Genomic DNA, 16,470 nt, shown 5'->3' with positions numbered 1-16,470 from the left:
CACGAAGGACGACGATGACCAACATGTCAGTGGAAGAACGCACATTTCGTGGTCCCCACGGGGAGACGATCACCTACGACCTGAGCCGACCCGAAGGCGATGTTCGCGGGTCGGTGGTCATCGCACACGGGCTCGGGGAACATGGCCGACGTTACCGCCACGTCGTCGCCAAACTGGTCGATGCCGGCTACCAGGTTGCCGTCCCCGATCATCTCGGGCATGGCCGCTCCGGTGGGAAACGTCTTCGTCTGCAACGGTTCTCGCAATTCACCGACGATCTCGACACGGTCGTCGGCGAGGCCCGACTCGATGACACGCCGACCTTCCTGATCGGGCACAGCATGGGGGGCTGCATCGCACTGGACTATGCCCTCGACCACCAGGACCGACTGACCGGTCTGGTGCTCTCCGGTGCCGCGGTGGTCCCAGGCGACGACCTCTCGCCCATTGCGATGAAACTGGCGCCGCTGTTGGCGCGTGTCGCGCCCGGTCTGCCGACCACGGCACTCGACGCGGCCAGCATCTCGCGCGACCCGAAGGTCGTCGCCGACTATGACGCCGACCCTCTGGTGATCCGTAGCAAGATCCCGGCAGACCTGGGTGCGGCGATGCTGAGCACGATGCAGTCCTTCCCCCGTCGACTGCCGACACTGCGCCTGCCGCTGCTCGTGCTACACGGCGGCGACGACAAACTGACCAGTCCGGCCGGCAGCGAGATGGTCGACCGACTCGCGGCATCGGACGACAAGACCCTGACGATCTACGACGGCCTCTACCACGAGATCTTCAACGAGCCGGAGCAGGACCGTGTGATCGGCGACGTGCTGGGCTGGCTGACCAAGCACACGCCCGCGTGAGTCCGAGCGTCGGGTTCAGCGGGCCGGTGTGGTGGTCGGTGTCGTCGACTCCGCCGCCGGCGGCTCGGCGATCGGGCTGACCGATTCCTCGGTGCCGGCCACCGTGGTCGTGGGAGCTGCGGAGGTGTCCGGCGCGGACGGCGAGCCGGTGTCGGTGTCCGGTGCATCGGGTGCCGTGGCAACGATGGTGTCGTCGGCCGGGGAGGACGGGGCCTCGCCCGATACCGCCGTTTCACCGGCCGACGGAACCGCCGATGAGGCGCTCGACTCGGGATCTGTGCTGTTCGCCGTCTCCGACGACGGCGACGAGGTATCCGACGCCGCGGTGATGGCGGCCAGATCGAGCGTCGAGGGTGTCTTGGCGGCGACCAGTGCGGCCGCGGTGGCCTTGGCCGCGCCGTCGGGCTCGGGACTACCGGATGCGCTGACCACCGTCACCTTGTCGGTGACCGGCGGGTTGCTCCGCAGTGCTTCCAGCACGTGGTCCTTGCCGTCGGCCAATCCGCGGCCCCAGTTCTCCCAGGTGTGTCCGCCGTAGTTGGGCAACGAGATCACCGACGCCCCGCTCTGCGCGGCCTGCAGTTGCATGAGCACCGTCGACACCGCGGACAGCATCTCCAGAGCCATGGCGCTGATCTGATCCTGCTGCGACAACTTCGCCATCTCGCTCGCGGTGAGGAACCCGTTGCCTGACGAGATGATGAGGACCTGACCGTTCTCCTTCAGCTTGTCGACATTCTTCGACGGGTCGTTGTCGGTCCAGCGCTGACTGCCCGGCGCGCCCCACATGTTGACGATGCCGTTGGTGTAGTTCGACACCAACGTCTGACTGGCGAACACGCCGAGAGCACCGAGCGGGTTGTCGGTCTGGTAGTACCCGGACATCGCCTGCACGACCTTGAACTGCTCGGGGTGCCGTTCAGCGAGGGTCACCGCCGGTCCGCCGGACATCGACAGGCCGATGATCGCGTTGTTGCTCTTGCTGACGCCGAAGTTCTCGGCCAGATAGTCGGGGAGTTCCTCGGTGAGGAAGGTCTCCTCCTTGATGGTGGTGTTCGTGTCTCCGGCCCCGCCGTCCCAGTCGGTGTAGAACGACGACGCGCCACCGACGGGCATGACCAGGGTGGTGTCGGATGCGGCGTCGTACACCTTCGCGGCCTGTACATCGGTGGTCCAGGCGGACCGTTCCTCGCCGGCGCGCATGCCGTCGAGCAGGTAGACGCCGTTGTCACTGCCGTTGGAAGCGCGGATCTGCACGATCACGTACTTGTTCTGCGACGCCGACCAGACCTTGCAGTTCTGCACGTAGTTGCCCGAACTGTCCCAGGTGCAGCCCTCACGCAGGACTTCGGGATGGCCGGTCAGCGCCGACGCCTGGTTGCCGCCGGAGATCAGGGAACCGACCCCGAACAGACCCAGACTCAGCGCGACGACGACGCCGATCCCGGCCAGCCGCCGGCGTCGGCTTCGGCGAGGGCGGCGGGGACGTGGTGAATCCGGCGCGTCCGGGGTGATCTGCCACCCATCGGTGAGCAAGGTCGAATCCGGTGATTCCGGTGGGTTGGGCATGGACAGGCTCCTGACACGCTCGTGATTTCCCCCGACGCACGCGCCTCCCTCGCGGAGGACTTCCGTGATGATTGTTCTGTCGTGAGACGACCGCTGGGTGTTACACGGCTGCTTCGTCGTTCTGGCTGTGAAATCGCTGTGAGATGGGAAGATTCACCATGGCCGATCGCAGAGAATCGGCCGGAACGGAGACTGCTGTGGCGCGACGAGGCGGGCCGGCGCGGATTCTGATGGCGGTCGGCGCGGCGGTTCTCATCGCGCTCGGAGTGTGCAGCCCGGCGATCCCGGCGTGGGCGACACCGCTGCCGACTGCGGACCCCTTCTACCGGCCCGGTCCCGACCTGAGCTCACGGAAACCCGGAGCGGTCCTACGCACCCGCCCGGCCGAGTTCGTCGCGGAGGGCGTGACGGTTCCGGTGACGTCGACCCAGGTCCTCTATCGCAGCACCGGGGATATGGGAGACCCGATCGCGGGGGTGACAACGATCTTGCGGCCCGCCACATCGAATGGCCGCATTCTCTCGTTCCACATGGCCTACGACGCGCTGGGGGCACAGTGCGATCCGTCGTACACACTCCGCGGCAACAACCCGAGCCGGTCGGCGCGATTCGAGGAGGCCGCCATCGGCGGATACCTCGCCGCCGGGTACACCGTGGTCGTACCGGATTACGAGGGCCAACAGCAGGAGTGGACGATCGGCCGGCAATCGGGATATCTGGCGCTCGACGGTGTCCGCGCGGCCGAACGCGTGTTGCGGATGCCGTCGTCCACGCCGGTCGCCATGATCGGGTACTCGGGGGGTTCGGTGCCCACCGGCTTCGGGGCCGAGCTGGCTCCGACCTACGCGCCCGAACTCGGACTGGTGGGTGCCGCCGCCGGTGGGGTGCCGGTGAATCTCGCGCACAACCTGCCCTACGTCAGCGGCAGCACGGGATGGGCGGGCGTGATGCCCGCGCTCCTCGTCGCCTACGAACGGGCGTACGGAATCGACCTTCCGTCATTCCTGTCCCCGTACGGCCTTCGATTGGCGAACACGGTGCGGGATCAGTGCATCGCCGACTTCGCCAACGACTATCCGGGCCTGACCGAAGCGCAGATGGTGCGCCCGCCGTACCACGGGTTCCTCCAGGTGCCGTCCGTGCGATCGGCCGTTGCGCGCAACGTCATGGGAACGGTGGGCAGGCCACGGGTGCCCATGATGCTCGCGGTCGGACAGAAGGACGCAATCGGCGACGGGGTCATGGTGACCGCGGATGTCGCAGGCCTGGCCCGGAGCTTCTGCGCACAGGGTGTGCCGACGCGATTCCGGCTGTATCGCGGTGACGCTCATGGGGCCGCATTCATACCGTTCCAACGCGACGCGGCACAGTTCCTCGACCAGCGCTTCGCCGGACAGCCGACCGGTGGCTGTCGACACGACGACCGGAGTTCTCCGTGAAGTGAGGACGCGAACCGGCCGGCGGGGGGACGATTGTCGACGACCGATGCCCTCCGATCCCAGGTGATCCCATGACCGTCGCGCCGTCATCATCCCGTCCCGGCCCTATCGACATGGCCCATCACGCCCACCTTTCCGGTGTCTTCGCGCCGCAACGACAAGAGGTGGACTTCGCACATCTCGAGTTCGTCGGGGAGATACCCGCGGATCTGGCCGGGAGCTATCTGCGCAACGGGCCCAACCCGCGCTTCGATCCGATCGGCTCCTACGTCTTTCCACTCGACGGCGACGCGATGGTGCACCGCCTCGAGATCACCGACGGCGCAGCGCACTATCGGAACCGATTCGTCCGCACCCCCATGGTGCTGGCCGAGGAGAAGGTCGGGCACACGATCTGGTCCGGGATCACCGACGGATACACGCCTTCGGCCGAGGAGGTCGGTCCCGACCTGGCCGGGACGTTGCGTCAACTGCCGGACATCAACGTGGTGAAACACGGCGGTCGACTGCTCGCCATGGCCGAAGCCGATCAACCATATCGCCTCGATCCCGCCGACCTGGGCACCATCGGCCGCGACGACTGCGACGGCGCGATGGCCGTCGGCAGCACCGCGCATCCCAAGATCGACCCGACGACCGGCGAACTCGTGCTGTTCAACTACATCTTCGAGGCGCCGTATGTGACGTGGTCGGTGATCGGGCCCGACGGCCGCACCGTCCGGCCGCCGACCCCGGTGGATGGTCTGGACAAGACCCTGATGATCCACGACATGGCGCTGACATCGCGCTACGTCGTGCTCTTTCTGTGCCCGTTGGCTTTCGACTTCGCGTCGGTGATGAGCGGCGGAGCCCTGCTGCAATGGCAGCCGGAGTCGGGCACGCGCATCGCGCTGATCCCCCGCAACGGTGGGGCCATCCGGTGGGTCGACTCCGAGCCGATGTGGGTGTGGCACTTCGCCAACGCCTTCGACACGAAGGACGCCGATGGCGCCGACACCGGAACCGTGACCGTCGACTATGTGGAGTGGACCTACCCCGGCGGCTTCGCGCACCTGCTCGAGCCGCCGACGTCGTCATTGGTGCGTGCGGTGCTCGATCCCGATCGTGGCTCCATTTCGCGCACGACCATCGGTGGCAGCGTCGACGTCGAGTTCCCACGGGTCGACGACCGGCAACTCACGCGGGCACATTCGCGGGTGGCCACGGTCGGCAAGAGCGCCGGCGACTCCGGCGATCTCGACAGCCTGTGGTTCCACGATCTGGCCAAAGGTAGCGAAACCTGTTGGCGTCCAGGCGTTGCCATCGGCGAGCCGATCTACATGCCGGGGAGTGAACACGATTATTGGGGAGCGTTCGGAACCGATCCCACCGACATGACGTCGTATTTCTATGTGCTCAGCGCCGACGACCCGTCCGCCGGACCTCTGGCAACCATCACCATGCCGATCCGGGTGCCCGCCGGTCTGCACGGGGTGTGGGTGCCGCACGGGTGATCTCGATACGCCGACTCGCTGCCGCTCGCCGGCTACTCGATCAGCGGAGGGTGGTCTCGCCCTGCTGCCGCTCGAGCAGCGGTGGGTGCCGCACGGGTGATCTCGATACGCCGACTCGCTGCCGCTCGCCGGCTACTCGATCAGCGGTCGGTGGTCTCGCCCCTGCTGCCGCTCGAGCAGCGGTGGGTGCCGCACGGGTGATCTCGATACGCCGACTCGCTGCCGCTCGCCGGCTACTCGATCAGCGGAGGGTGGTCTCGCCCCTGCTGCCGCTCGAGCAGCGGTGGGTGCCGCACGGGTGATCTCGATACGCCGACTCGCTGCCGCTCGCCGGCTACTCGATCAGCGGAGGGTGGTCTCGGCCAGCGGAGGGTGCCTCCTACCGCTGGTCGAGTAGCAGCGAACGAAGTGAGTCGCGTATCGAGACCCGCCGTGGTCAGGCTTCGTAGCCCAGCAGCGACTTCACTTCGAGGAACTCGTCGAACGCGTAGTCGCCCCACTCGCGGCCGTTACCGCTCTGCTTGTAGCCGCCGAACGGTGCAACCGGGTCGAGCTGGGCGCCGTTGAGCGAGATCGAACCCGCGCGGATTCGAGAGCCCACCTTGCGGACCTCGTCGATATCCTTGCCGGAGACATAGCCGGCCAGGCCGTAGTCGGTGTCGTTGGCGATCTCGATGGCGTTGTCCAGCGTGTCGTAGCCGATCATCACCAGCACCGGTCCGAAGATCTCGGTGCGGGCGATGTCCATGTCGTTGGTGACGTCGCGGAACACGGTGGGCCGCACGTAGTAACCGGTGGGTAGCTCGTCGGGACGGCCGGGACCGCCGAACACCACCTGCGCGCCCTCCTCGATACCACGGTTGATCAGACCCTGGATCTTCTCGAATTGCGGTTCGGAGACCACCGGGCCCAGCCGGACCTCCCCGCTCGGGTCGCCGACGGTCAGCGTGGGGGCCACCGACTTCGCGGCCTCGGCCGCCTCGTCCATCCGAGCGGCCGGAACCAGCATGCGGGTCGGGGCATTGCACGACTGACCGGAGTTCATCATCATCGCGGCCACGCCGCCGGCGACGTTCTTCGCGAAGTCCTCGTCGTCGAGAATGATGTTCGGGCTCTTGCCGCCGAGCTCCTGGGCGACCCGCTTGACGGTCGGCGCCGCGTTCTTGGCGACCTCGATGCCGGCGCGGGTGCTGCCGGTGAACGACACCATGTCGATGCCGGGGTGGGCCGCCAGCGCGGAGCCGACGCCCGGCCCATCGCCGTTGACCAGGTTGAAGACACCTGCCGGAACCCCGGCGGCGTCGAAGATCTCGGCGACGATCGCGGCGCTGAACGGCGCGACCTCGGACGGCTTGAGCACCATCGTGCAGCCGGTCGCCAGCGCCGGGGCCACCTTGCACATGACCTGGTTCAGCGGCCAGTTCCACGGTGTGATGAACCCGCACACGCCGATCGGCTCCTTGACGATCCGCGACGTCCCGCGGTCCTCGCTGAAGCTGAAGGTGGGCAGCTGAGCAGCCGCGGTCATCAGATGGGCCAGTCCGATCGGCACCTGGACGTTATTGGACAGGCCGTTCGGGGCGCCCATCTCCTCGGTCACCGCCGCGGCGAGGTCTCCCATCCGTTTCTGGTATTCGGCGACGACGGCGTTGAGTACGTCGACGCGGTCGGAGACGCTGGTCTGGCTCCAGGTGGTGAATGCCTTGCGTGCGGCATCGACGGCGGCGTCGACGTCGGCGGCGTTGCCGAGCGCGACGTGACCGGCTGCTTTCTCCGTGGCCGGGTTGATCACGTCGATGATGTTCAGTTCGGCCGGCTCCACCCAGGTGCCGTCGATGTAGAACTTGGTGATCTCGCGCATGCTTGCTTGCCTCCGTAACTACGCGGTGGTGTTGTCGACACCACACTATGCCCGTTCAGGCGCTCCGTGTCCGGCATGTCTGAAAAACTACGTTGTCACATATAGGGAAGCCCTAACGCGTGATTAGGCTGCGCCGCGGAATCTGCGCACTAGGCTGGGCTCATGATCTTCATCGTCGCAAAATGGCCGGTCAAGCCCGAATTCGCGGATAGTTGGCCTGAGCTCGTCGCGGAATTCACCGAGGCCACGCGTGCCGAGCTGGGCAACCGATGGTTCGAGTGGTCACGCAGTCTCGAGGACCCCAACACGTATGTGCTCGTCGAGGCCTTCGACGACGATTCGGCGCAGGCGCACGTCACCAGTGACCATTTCCAGACCGCTACGAAGGAACTCCCGAAGTACCTCGAGAGGACCCCGGACATCGTGAACTTCAGCATCGATCAGGAGGGCTGGTCGGAGTTGGGGGAGATGGCAGTCGACTGACCCGCCGCACCCCACGACCAGCACCCGCTCACAAGGCGGCGTTGTGGGTGCACAAGGTCGAGCCATCTGCCGCGATCGGCCCCGCTCGGTCAGAGTTGAGACATGACCATCACGCTCGACCGCCGCGCCACGACCACCCGGCGACTTCTCGGCGACCTCGACCATCCCCGCCAGGTGTTCGAACATCTCACCCCGAATTGGTTCGCCGCTGTGATGGGCACCGGCATCGTCGCGAATGCCGCGATCACCCTGCCGGTGCAGTCCGGTGTCGTGACCGCGTTCGCGACGACGATCTGGGTCCTCGCGTCGGTGATGTTGCTGACCATCGGCGCAGGGTTCGTCACGCATTGGGTGCGGCACGGCGAGAATGCCCGGCGCTACGCCGCGGATCCGGTGATGTCGCAGTTCTACGGTGCGGTGCCGATGGCGATGCTCACCGTCGGCGCCGGTGCCGTTCATCTCGGGGCGCCGTTGCTCGGCTCGACGGTGGCACTCTGGGCCGGGGCGGTGCTCTGGGTGGCGGGCTCCGCCATCGGTGTGTTGACCGCGGTCGGGGTGCCGTTCGCCATGATGACGGCGGAGCGCAAACACGAACTCGGTGCGCTGCCGGCGTGGTTGATGCCGGTGGTGCCGCCGATGGTGTCGGCGGCGACGGGCGCGGCACTGGTCGGCCATCTGCCCGGAGGCGTCCTTCGCCTGGACATGCTGGCCTGCTGCTACGCACTATTCGGGATGAGTCTGGGCCTCGGTCTGATGACCATGACGATGATCTACACGCGTCTGATCCACGGCGGCGTGCCGGTGTCCCGGTCGGCCCCGACGGTGTGGATCACCCTCGGCATGATCGGTCAGTCCATCACCGCGGCAAACCTTCTCGGTGCGCAGGCAGGCCTCGTCTTCACCGGCGACGATGCGCCGATCGCGCTGGGCCTGAAGGCCTTCGGCATCGTGTACGGACTCGCCATGGGTGGCTTCGGCGTCGCGATGTTCGCGCTGGCCACCGCGATCACGGTGCGCACCATTCGTCGTGGTCTGCCGTTTGCGCTGACCTGGTGGAGCTTCACCTTCCCGGTGGGGACCTGCGTGACCGGCCTCAGCGCGCTGGGCATCGCCCTCGGCGCGACACCGATCCGCGATCTCGCCGTGGTGCTGTACGGGGTGCTCGTGGCCGCGTGGGCCGTGGTCGCCATCCGCACCGCGCGCGGGGCATACCGGGGACGGGTCTTCCTACCAGCGTGACCCCGCCGCCGTGCGGCGGCGCAGGCGCACCGCACGCGACACCGACGCAACGGCGGCCACCCCAGCAAGGACGACCATCGGCGCGACGACCCCGACCGTCGGAGTGATGCTCGTCAGCAGCACCGGCAGGCCGAACCCGAGATAGCAGGCGACGTAGAACACCCCGGTGACCGCTCCGCGACGTCGCGGTGGGGTCATCGACTCCACATCCATCAGCCCGTCGCGCAGGCACAGACCGTAGGCCAGGCCGAGCACGATCGCGGTGAGGACGAACAACGGCATGCCGGGATCCGAGCCCGCCGCCGCGGCCACCACGAACCCGACCGCCGCCAATGCGGCACCGACCACGCCGGACACCGGACCCGCATGAATCCGCCGTACGACGAACTGGATCACCACCCCGGAGCCGAGGCACAATGCGGCCGCTACGCCCGGGACCCATGCGCCGTCGTGGCGGTCGCTGATCCGCGCCGCCATCACCACCACGGCCACGGTCACCGGCGCGAACACCCACAACGCCATCGGTACGGCCCATGACAGGGCGACTGCCATCGAGCGTCCACTGTCGTCGGCGTCGTCGATCACGGCGCCGGCGCGGTGCGGCGGGTCCGCGGGGGTTGCAAACGCCCCCGCGGTCGCGACCACGATCGACGCGATCCCGCTGACCGCGAACGAGAGTGCGAGCCGGTGGGGAGCGAACTCGGCCAGCAGACCGGTGATGACCGGACCCAATACGAATCCGATCGTGAGCACGACACCGGCCAGTGTCGCTCCGGCGCGACCGCGCAGGTCGGCCGCCCATGCCGTGCCCGCGCTGATCGTCAGACCGGCACCGAGGCCCACGATGAGCCGGCCGACGAGGATGCCGGCCTGGTCGTGCCATCCGACCATCATGAGATTCCCGATTCCGGCCAGCATGGCGCCGCTGAGCACGACGGGGCGTCGGCCGACCCGATCCGACAGTGACCCGCCGCCGAACAATCCCGGCAGCAATCCCAGGGCATAGATGCCGAAAGCGCCGTCGAGCACCGTCGCCGACAGTCCCTCGTCCGACTTGAGGACCGGGATCATCGACGCGAAGTGGTTGGCGCCCCATCCTGTCGTGAACAGCACCAGGAGGACCGCTGGTAGCGCAAGCCGTTTCGGGCCGTTTTCGTGGATGCTCATCGAGCGAGATTCTGCCGGTTATATGTTTGCCGAACGAAATCCGCCACCACGATTCCGAAAGGGAGGCGTCGTCGATGACCACGCTCCAGCGAGAGTTTCACCCGGATCTCAAGCGTTCGGCACGGTTCCTGCCCCGGAGCCTGGTGGGGCCGCGGGTCCTCCCCGTGATCCGGTTCCTCCAGAACGGCATGATGCGGCTGCAGCGAACGAAAGGCGTCGACGTACGTCCCTTGTCCTCGGGCGGCGGTGTGCGCATCTTCCGCCCCGCGGGCGTCGCCGGTGCGTTGCCTGCGCTGGTGTGGATTCACGGAGGTGGCTATGTGATCGGCTCGGCTGCGCAGGATGACGCGCTGTGCCGGCGATTCAGTGAGAACCTCGGCGCCGTGGTGGTGTCCGTCGACTATCGGCTGGCACCGGAGCATCCCTACCCCGCAGCGCTCGACGATTGCCATGCAGCCCTCGACGTGGCACGTGGCCTCGCCGGCGTCGACACCACACGGATCGCGATCGGTGGCGCGAGCGCGGGAGGTGGGCTCGCCGCGCAGCTCGCCCTGCGGATTCGTGATCGCGGGGAAGACGCCCCCGTCCTGCAGCTGCTGGTCTACCCGATGCTCGATGACCGAACCGGCGCCGACGGACGTTCGGGCATCGAGAGTCGCTTCCGGATGTGGAACAGCAGTTCCAACCGATTCGGGTGGGCGTCCTACCTCGGGGATGCGGACCCGGCCGAGGTGTCACCGTCGCGGTGCGAGGACCTGACCGGGGTGGCGCCCGCGTGGATCGGGGTGGGCGACCTCGATCTGTTCCACGACGAGGATCTGGCCTATGCACAGCGACTGCGGGCCGCCGGGGTGGCTTGTGCGGTGGAGGTGGTGAACGGCGCCTTCCACGGATTCGATCTCGTTCAGGCGCAGGCCCCGGTCTCCAAGGAGTTCTTCCGGATGCAGGCGGACGCCGTGCGCGCGGCCTTCGCCGACGTGCGGAAATAGCGCCGCGCTAGGCGATACTGCTGAGGACCGCGACCACGACGCCGGCGAGTACGAGTAGGCCGACGATGACCGCCGCGACGATCGCGCGATGGCGACGCCGGTGTTGAACCGCATGCAGTCCGACACCGATCGCCACCAGGATGACCGCGGCGTACAGGGCGATGCCCAGGGTGAGGACGGCGGCATCCGCATCCGCCATCGCCAGAACCGTCGTCGGGTGGAGGGTGGTCATCCCACGAGTAGATCAGGCCCGGAGACGCGGTCGGACCCGAGGGCCGATTCGGTCTGCGGCTCGTGTGGTCAGTGGGTCAGCGGGTGCGTGGCCACCGCCACCAGGGCCGGCGCGGCGAAGGTGACCGCCCCGGACTCGTCGCAGAAGACCCGAAGCCTCTGCTGTGCATGCCGCCGGAGCTCGTCGAACTGCTCATCGTCGATCAGGTCGCGCAGGGTCCAGGCGCGCACGTCGGTCGTGACCCATGCATCGATGGACGAGAACCTCGCCAGCCCCTGAAGGCGATGGATCTCGACATCGGCGAATCCGGTCGCCACGATGTCGCGGAGCCGATCGGTGGTGCCGACGGTGAACGGGGCCGTGAGGGCCTCGGCCGGCGCAGCACCGAACAGCTCGTCGAGCAGGGCGATCATCGCGGCGTAACCGGGGGTCTCCGACAGGCCTGCCCAGGTCGCTACGCAGACCCGCCCTCCGGGTCGGACCACGCGCGCCATCTCGGTCACAGCGGTGGGCGGCTCCTCGAAGAACATCAGACCGAACTGGCAGAGCACGCGATCGAACGTGTGCGAAGCCATCGGCAGTGACTCGGCACGTCCGGGAACCCAGGAGATCTCAGGGTCGACGCGACCGGCGACGGCCAGCATGCCCGGGTTCACGTCCAGCCCCACCACGCGGCCCGTGGGGCCGACCCGTGATCGCGCGTGTCGCGTCAGAATGCCTGTACCGCACGCGACGTCGAGAACCTCATGACCGACCTCGACCTCGGCGAGATCGAGTAGTGACGGTGGCCATTGATCGAAAAGGGCGGGTACGAAGAACTGTTCGTACAACTCTGCCGCCTCTGGCGTCACCTGTCCCGTGTCCGCTTCACTCATCATGTATCAAGCGTCGGCGGAAGTGCACTGCAGAGGAAGTCCGGAATTCGAACTCGACATGCACCGATGGCCAGACCGACAATGAGAGTGTGCGCACCTACGGCCAGTACTGCCCGATCGCACGTGCATCGGAGATCCTGGCGGAGCGGTGGACCCCGCTGCTCGTCCGTAACCTCATGTTCGGCGCGGACACCTTCACCGCGATCGCCGAAGGCGTTCCCCAGATGTCGCGTTCGATGGTGGTGACGCGTCTCGAGGAGATGGAACGTGCCGGCGTGATCACCGTGACTCCCAAACCCGCCGGGAGGGGAAATCTGTACCGACTCACCGAGGCGGGCCGGGACCTGTCGGACGTCGTCTCGGCCCTGTCCGAGTGGGGTGAGCGATGGGTCGACATCGGCCCCCAGCACACTGATCCCGGTTTCGCGTTGTGGGCCTGGTGCCAGGTTCAACTCGATCACGCAGCACTGCCGGACGAGCGCCTCGTGATCGCCTTCGTCTTCCCGGATCAGCCGAGGGGCAACCAACGGTTCTGGCTTCTGGTGGACAACGGTGCCGCCGAGGTCTGCTACACGGATCCGGGTGGCGAGCCGGCTGTGCACGTCCGTGCGGAGTCGGCGGCCTTCATCGATTGGCACCGGGGTGCGCTCTCGTGGCGCCACGCGCTGCGAACAGGCCGTATCGAGGTGCATGGTGACGCCACGGTCGCCCGAAAACTGCCGTCGTGGAATCTGCACGAACCACGGTTCTCAAGGTCCGGGTAGGCGCAGGGCTCACGCGATGCTCGACGCGGGTTCAGAGGACGACCCGGTGGCACCTGTGTCTGCAGCGTTCCCATCGGTCGTGTCGAGGTCGACGTCGTCAGGGGTTGTGTTGCCCACGTCGGTCGGAGTATCGGGCTTATCATCGGTGCTCGCCGGTGGCGCCGATGCGGAGTCGGAGTCGGATTCGGAGCGGACGACGCTCTCGTCGTCACCGGGTACCGGCGATGCGTCCTGGTTCACGCTCCCGCTCGGCTGAGTGCCGGCGACCGCGGCGGACACGGGGTCTTCGGGCTCAGGCGTGGCCGCGGGTACCGGTGAGTCCGCGCCGAAGTCGGACGGCGCGGTCTGCGCGACGTCGTCGACGGTGGTCGTCGGCGAGGTAGCCGGGGACGCAAGATCCGGTCGATCCTGCACGGGCACAGCCGCATTCGCAGGAGTGGGTGTCTGAATAGGGTAAAATGCCTCGGCGGATGCATCCCAGGTGTCGAGGTCGGCCTCAGTGTAGGGCAGCCCCAACTCGTCGAAGATGAGCTGCGTCAGCAGCGTCAACGGATGACGCCCCTGGTAGATCTCGTAGGTGGTGCCGGCGCTGGTGTACACCGTGGGATCGCCGAGTGAGGCGAGGTCGCCATAGGTCTGACTTCCGTTGCCCGAGTGGATCGTGATGAATCCGGCGCCATCGACGATCAGCGATGCGATCGGCCGATACCACACCCACTGGAAGTTCGACACCGGATCGCCGACGATGATCAGCGAGGTCACCGGGACGTCCCCGGACGCATCGGGGTCGCGGGCGCCGTCGACGGTGATCCCGATCAGGGACGCGACCTGAGGAAGCAGTGGCACGTCGGCTGCCCAGGCCTTGATCCCCCACGGGCTGCGCGGATCGGACGCGAGGATGACCTGGGTCCGGCTCGGGTCGATGTCGCTGTGTGCTTGTTCGACGGCGTTGCCCAGGGCGTCGGACCCCTGGGAGTATCCGATGTAGACGACGGTGGGGCCGGATGTGTCCTTCGCCGAGAGGGCGTTCATGGTCGTGATGGTCTGCTCGGTGCCGAGTTGTTTGGATTCGTCGTACGTGGGCGACAAGAAGGGAAGGGTGCCAGACTTGCCGGCGATGATCGGCCACATGGACTCGGGATAGGTGACGACCAGTGTTTGCCGAGTTCCGATGAAGGGATTGCTTCGCGGAAACATGGTCGTGTCGTCGGTCCCCGGTGTCAGGACCATGATCGTTTCGGGGGCAAGGGAACTGAAGTCATCGAGCGTGTTGTCCGGCTGAGATGCGTCGGAGACCGTACCGTCCTCGATGAGGCGGTCGACCGCCGACGGGGTGCCGGCGCCGGCAACGGCCGCGGGGACGACGATACCCAGACACATCGCGCAGGTGGCCATCGTCGTGATGGTGACCCGCGAGCGGCGCACACGGCGCGCTCCCCGTCGGGTGTTCACGCGGTGCCTGCCGACTCTCGTGCCCACTGTTACCACTTCCTTTCGGCGTGCTCGCACGCCTGTGTTCGACAAGTGTCGAGAATGTATCCCCGGATGCCTGGTCGGCAGTATGATCGACGGGCGCCGATCATGCTGCATCGCAGTTGATTACATGTCGAGTAATGTGTCGTAGCAGCTATGACCGCCGGACTGGCACCGTTGGTGAAGGGGGTTGAACTTCACCAATTTTCTTCGGCATAGTTGAATCCTCCCGTGTTTCCCGGCGCGGATCCAGTTAGGCGACCCTGCGTAATAGTCTCTGCGAGAGGCATTTTCGGGTAGACGAACTCTCTGTGTTCACTTCCCGAACCCGGCACAAGTATGCGTGCGCAATGGTTTTCGAGCTGTGATCGCGACCGGGAATCGGAGTCATGGCACTCACTGACGACTCGCTGTGAGATCACGCACACCGCCGGGTGTCGAGCATTTGGTCACGGTGTGCGGCGGGATAATCGCCGATTCAGCCGGTCTGCGCGTCCCGCAGGGTGCCCCGTACCTCGTTCTTCAGGATCTTGCCGACCTTCGACCGCGGGAGCTCGGTCCAGATCTCGATGTCCTTGGGCGCCTTGACGCTACCGATCCGATGCTTGACGAACGCGATGATCTCCTCGGTCGACGCATCCTGTCCGGCACGCAACTCGACCGCCGCCGTGACCCGTTCACCCCACTTGGGATCGGGGAGTCCGACGACCGCGGAATCCTTCACCGCCGGATGGGCGAGCAGCGCCTGCTCGACCTCGGCCGAGTAGACATTGAACCCGCCCGTGATGATCATGTCCTTGGCCCGGTCGACGACGAACAGGAAACCGTCGTCGTCGAGATAGCCGATGTCGCCCGTGTGATGCCATCCGAAGGCATTGACCTCGGCTGTGGCCGTGGGATTCTCGTGGTAGCCGTCCATGACCAGCGGTCCGCGGACGACGATCTCACCACGCTCGCCGTGGGGCAGTAGCGAGCCGTCGGCGGCCATGATCGCCACGGTCGTCAGCGGTGTCGGCCGGCCGGCCGAGGAGAGTCGTTCGGCGGCAACGGTTCCGTCGGACCGGAAGTGGTCGGCCGGCGCCAGGGTGGCGATCATGTTGGGGGCCTCGGTCTGTCCGAACAACTGACCCAACACCGGTCCGATCCGGGTCAACGCCTCCTCGAGGCGGGTCGGCGACATCGGTGCGGCCCCGTACCAGAGGCAGCGCAACGACGAGAGATCACGTGCGTCGAGGTCGGGATGATCGAGCACGCCGTAGATCACCGTCGGCGGCAGGAACGCATGTGTGATGCGGTGATGTTCGATGAGTCGGAGGAACTCACCGATGTCCGGCGCGGGCATGATCACCACCTCACCACCCAGGCTGAGGATGGGAAATGTGAGCACCCCGGCCGAATGGGTGAGCGGGGCGAGGGCGAGATAGCGAGGCCGATCGCCGAACGGGTAGCTCATCAACGCGAGCGCGGTCGAGGTCATCATGTTGTCCTCGGTCAGCCGGACTCCCTTCGGTTTTCCGGTGGTTCCGCCGGTCCCCGCCAGCATGCACAGCCCGCGTTCGGGCCGCCGTTCTTCGTCGGGCTCGGCCCGATTCTCCGACAACCAATCCGCGAACGGGGTGGCCCAATCGACCTCGTCGTCGAGGCAGACCAGCCATTCCAGCCGCGGCAGGTCCCGTCGAATCCGATCGACAAGCTCGGCGAACCTTGCCTGGAAGAACAGAAACCGGCAGCCGAAGAGATCGAACAGTTGCCGGTTCTCGTCGGCCTCGTTGCGCGGGTTGACCGGACACCACACCGCACCGGCCCGCGAGATCCCGAAGACACAGGTGAGCGCGAGGGGATCGTTGGCCGACAGCACCGCCACCCGGTCACCCGCGGTGATCCCGGTGTGCTGCAACGCGCCGGCGATCCGCACCGACCGGTCCTGAACCTCATCGTAGGTCGCGGTCACCCCGCCGGTCGTGAGGCAGGGGGCCTCGCGGCCCAACGAGGCGCCCTTGTCGAGATAGTCCGCGAGGCGCATCGTCGG

General features: G+C 66.8%; 14 protein-coding genes. 7 read left to right on the top strand and 7 right to left on the bottom strand.

Translation table 11 applies throughout. The features are described from left to right. The first annotated feature begins 23 nt into the window (after positions 1-23). A complete protein-coding gene (locus AC4AMJ_RS15765) occupies positions 24-857 on the top strand; it encodes an alpha/beta hydrolase (protein ID WP_489900802.1) in 834 nt (277 codons plus the stop codon). Positions 858-872: 15 nt separating this feature from the next. Here the strand turns inward: AC4AMJ_RS15765 and AC4AMJ_RS15760 are convergent, their stop codons facing one another. Continuing rightward, a complete protein-coding gene (locus AC4AMJ_RS15760) occupies positions 873-2,426 on the bottom strand; it encodes an alpha/beta hydrolase (RefSeq protein ID WP_489913196.1) in 1,554 nt (517 codons plus the stop codon). Between the two features lie 158 nt (positions 2,427-2,584). Here AC4AMJ_RS15760 and AC4AMJ_RS15755 point away from each other — a divergent pair, with 158 nt between their 5' ends. Both AC4AMJ_RS15755 and AC4AMJ_RS15750 read left to right on the top strand, forming a co-directional pair. After that, a complete protein-coding gene (locus tag AC4AMJ_RS15755; protein WP_489913194.1) occupies positions 2,585-3,865 on the top strand; it encodes a lipase family protein in 1,281 nt (426 codons plus the stop codon). A gap of 71 nt (positions 3,866-3,936) precedes the next feature. Beyond that, positions 3,937-5,358: a carotenoid oxygenase family protein gene (locus tag AC4AMJ_RS15750; protein ID WP_489913192.1), complete on the top strand. Its 1,422-nt coding sequence runs from the start codon at positions 3,937-3,939 to the stop codon at positions 5,356-5,358. A gap of 436 nt (positions 5,359-5,794) precedes the next feature. Here the strand turns inward: AC4AMJ_RS15750 and AC4AMJ_RS15745 are convergent, their stop codons facing one another. Then, positions 5,795-7,219, bottom strand: a complete 1,425-nt coding sequence (locus tag AC4AMJ_RS15745; RefSeq protein WP_489913190.1) for an aldehyde dehydrogenase family protein — start codon at positions 7,217-7,219, stop codon at positions 5,795-5,797. 162 nt (positions 7,220-7,381) lie between these two features. Here AC4AMJ_RS15745 and AC4AMJ_RS15740 point away from each other — a divergent pair, with 162 nt between their 5' ends. Together AC4AMJ_RS15740 and AC4AMJ_RS15735 are read left to right on the top strand one after the other, a co-directional pair. Beyond that, on the top strand, positions 7,382-7,702 hold the full coding sequence (locus AC4AMJ_RS15740; protein ID WP_489900205.1) for a putative quinol monooxygenase: 321 nt from the start codon (positions 7,382-7,384) through the stop codon (positions 7,700-7,702). 102 nt (positions 7,703-7,804) lie between these two features. Continuing rightward, positions 7,805-8,941, top strand: coding sequence for a TDT family transporter (locus tag AC4AMJ_RS15735; RefSeq protein WP_489900206.1), 1,137 nt, complete (start codon positions 7,805-7,807; stop codon positions 8,939-8,941). Here AC4AMJ_RS15735 and AC4AMJ_RS15730 read toward each other — a convergent pair. Then, positions 8,930-10,108: an MFS transporter gene (locus tag AC4AMJ_RS15730; protein WP_489913188.1), complete on the bottom strand. Its 1,179-nt coding sequence runs from the start codon at positions 10,106-10,108 to the stop codon at positions 8,930-8,932. The genes AC4AMJ_RS15735 and AC4AMJ_RS15730 overlap by 12 nt on opposite strands. Positions 10,109-10,182: 74 nt before the next feature. Between AC4AMJ_RS15730 and AC4AMJ_RS15725 the strand changes: the two genes are divergently transcribed. Further along, complete coding sequence (locus tag AC4AMJ_RS15725) at positions 10,183-11,097, top strand: alpha/beta hydrolase (protein ID WP_489900208.1); 915 nt, start codon at positions 10,183-10,185, stop codon at positions 11,095-11,097. 7 nt (positions 11,098-11,104) lie between these two features. Here the strand turns inward: AC4AMJ_RS15725 and AC4AMJ_RS15720 are convergent, their stop codons facing one another. Beyond that, a complete protein-coding gene (locus AC4AMJ_RS15720) occupies positions 11,105-11,329 on the bottom strand; it encodes a hypothetical protein (protein WP_489900209.1) in 225 nt (74 codons plus the stop codon). 68 nt (positions 11,330-11,397) lie between these two features. After that, entirely contained in the window at positions 11,398-12,207 is an 810-nt protein-coding gene (locus tag AC4AMJ_RS15715) for a methyltransferase domain-containing protein (protein ID WP_489913185.1), read from the bottom strand. An 86-nt stretch (positions 12,208-12,293) separates the two neighbouring features. On the opposite strand from AC4AMJ_RS15715, the gene AC4AMJ_RS15710 reads away from it, so the two are divergent. Next, positions 12,294-12,968 carry a winged helix-turn-helix transcriptional regulator gene (locus tag AC4AMJ_RS15710; RefSeq protein ID WP_489900211.1) on the top strand — a complete coding sequence of 225 codons (675 nt, stop codon included), beginning with the start codon at positions 12,294-12,296 and terminating at the stop codon, positions 12,966-12,968. 9 nt (positions 12,969-12,977) lie between these two features. On the opposite strand, the gene AC4AMJ_RS15705 is transcribed toward AC4AMJ_RS15710, so the two are convergent. Together AC4AMJ_RS15705 and AC4AMJ_RS15700 are read right to left on the bottom strand one after the other, a co-directional pair. Continuing rightward, a complete protein-coding gene (locus AC4AMJ_RS15705) occupies positions 12,978-14,363 on the bottom strand; it encodes an alpha/beta hydrolase family protein (protein ID WP_489913183.1) in 1,386 nt (461 codons plus the stop codon). Positions 14,364-14,919: 556 nt separating this feature from the next. Beyond that, positions 14,920-16,464, bottom strand: coding sequence for an AMP-binding protein (locus AC4AMJ_RS15700; protein WP_489913181.1), 1,545 nt, complete (start codon positions 16,462-16,464; stop codon positions 14,920-14,922). Between the last annotated feature and the right edge of the window lie 6 nt (positions 16,465-16,470).

It is taken from the genome of Gordonia sp. LMA484, assembly GCF_058129505.1.
This window is presented reverse-complemented; position numbering and strand designations above follow the sequence as displayed.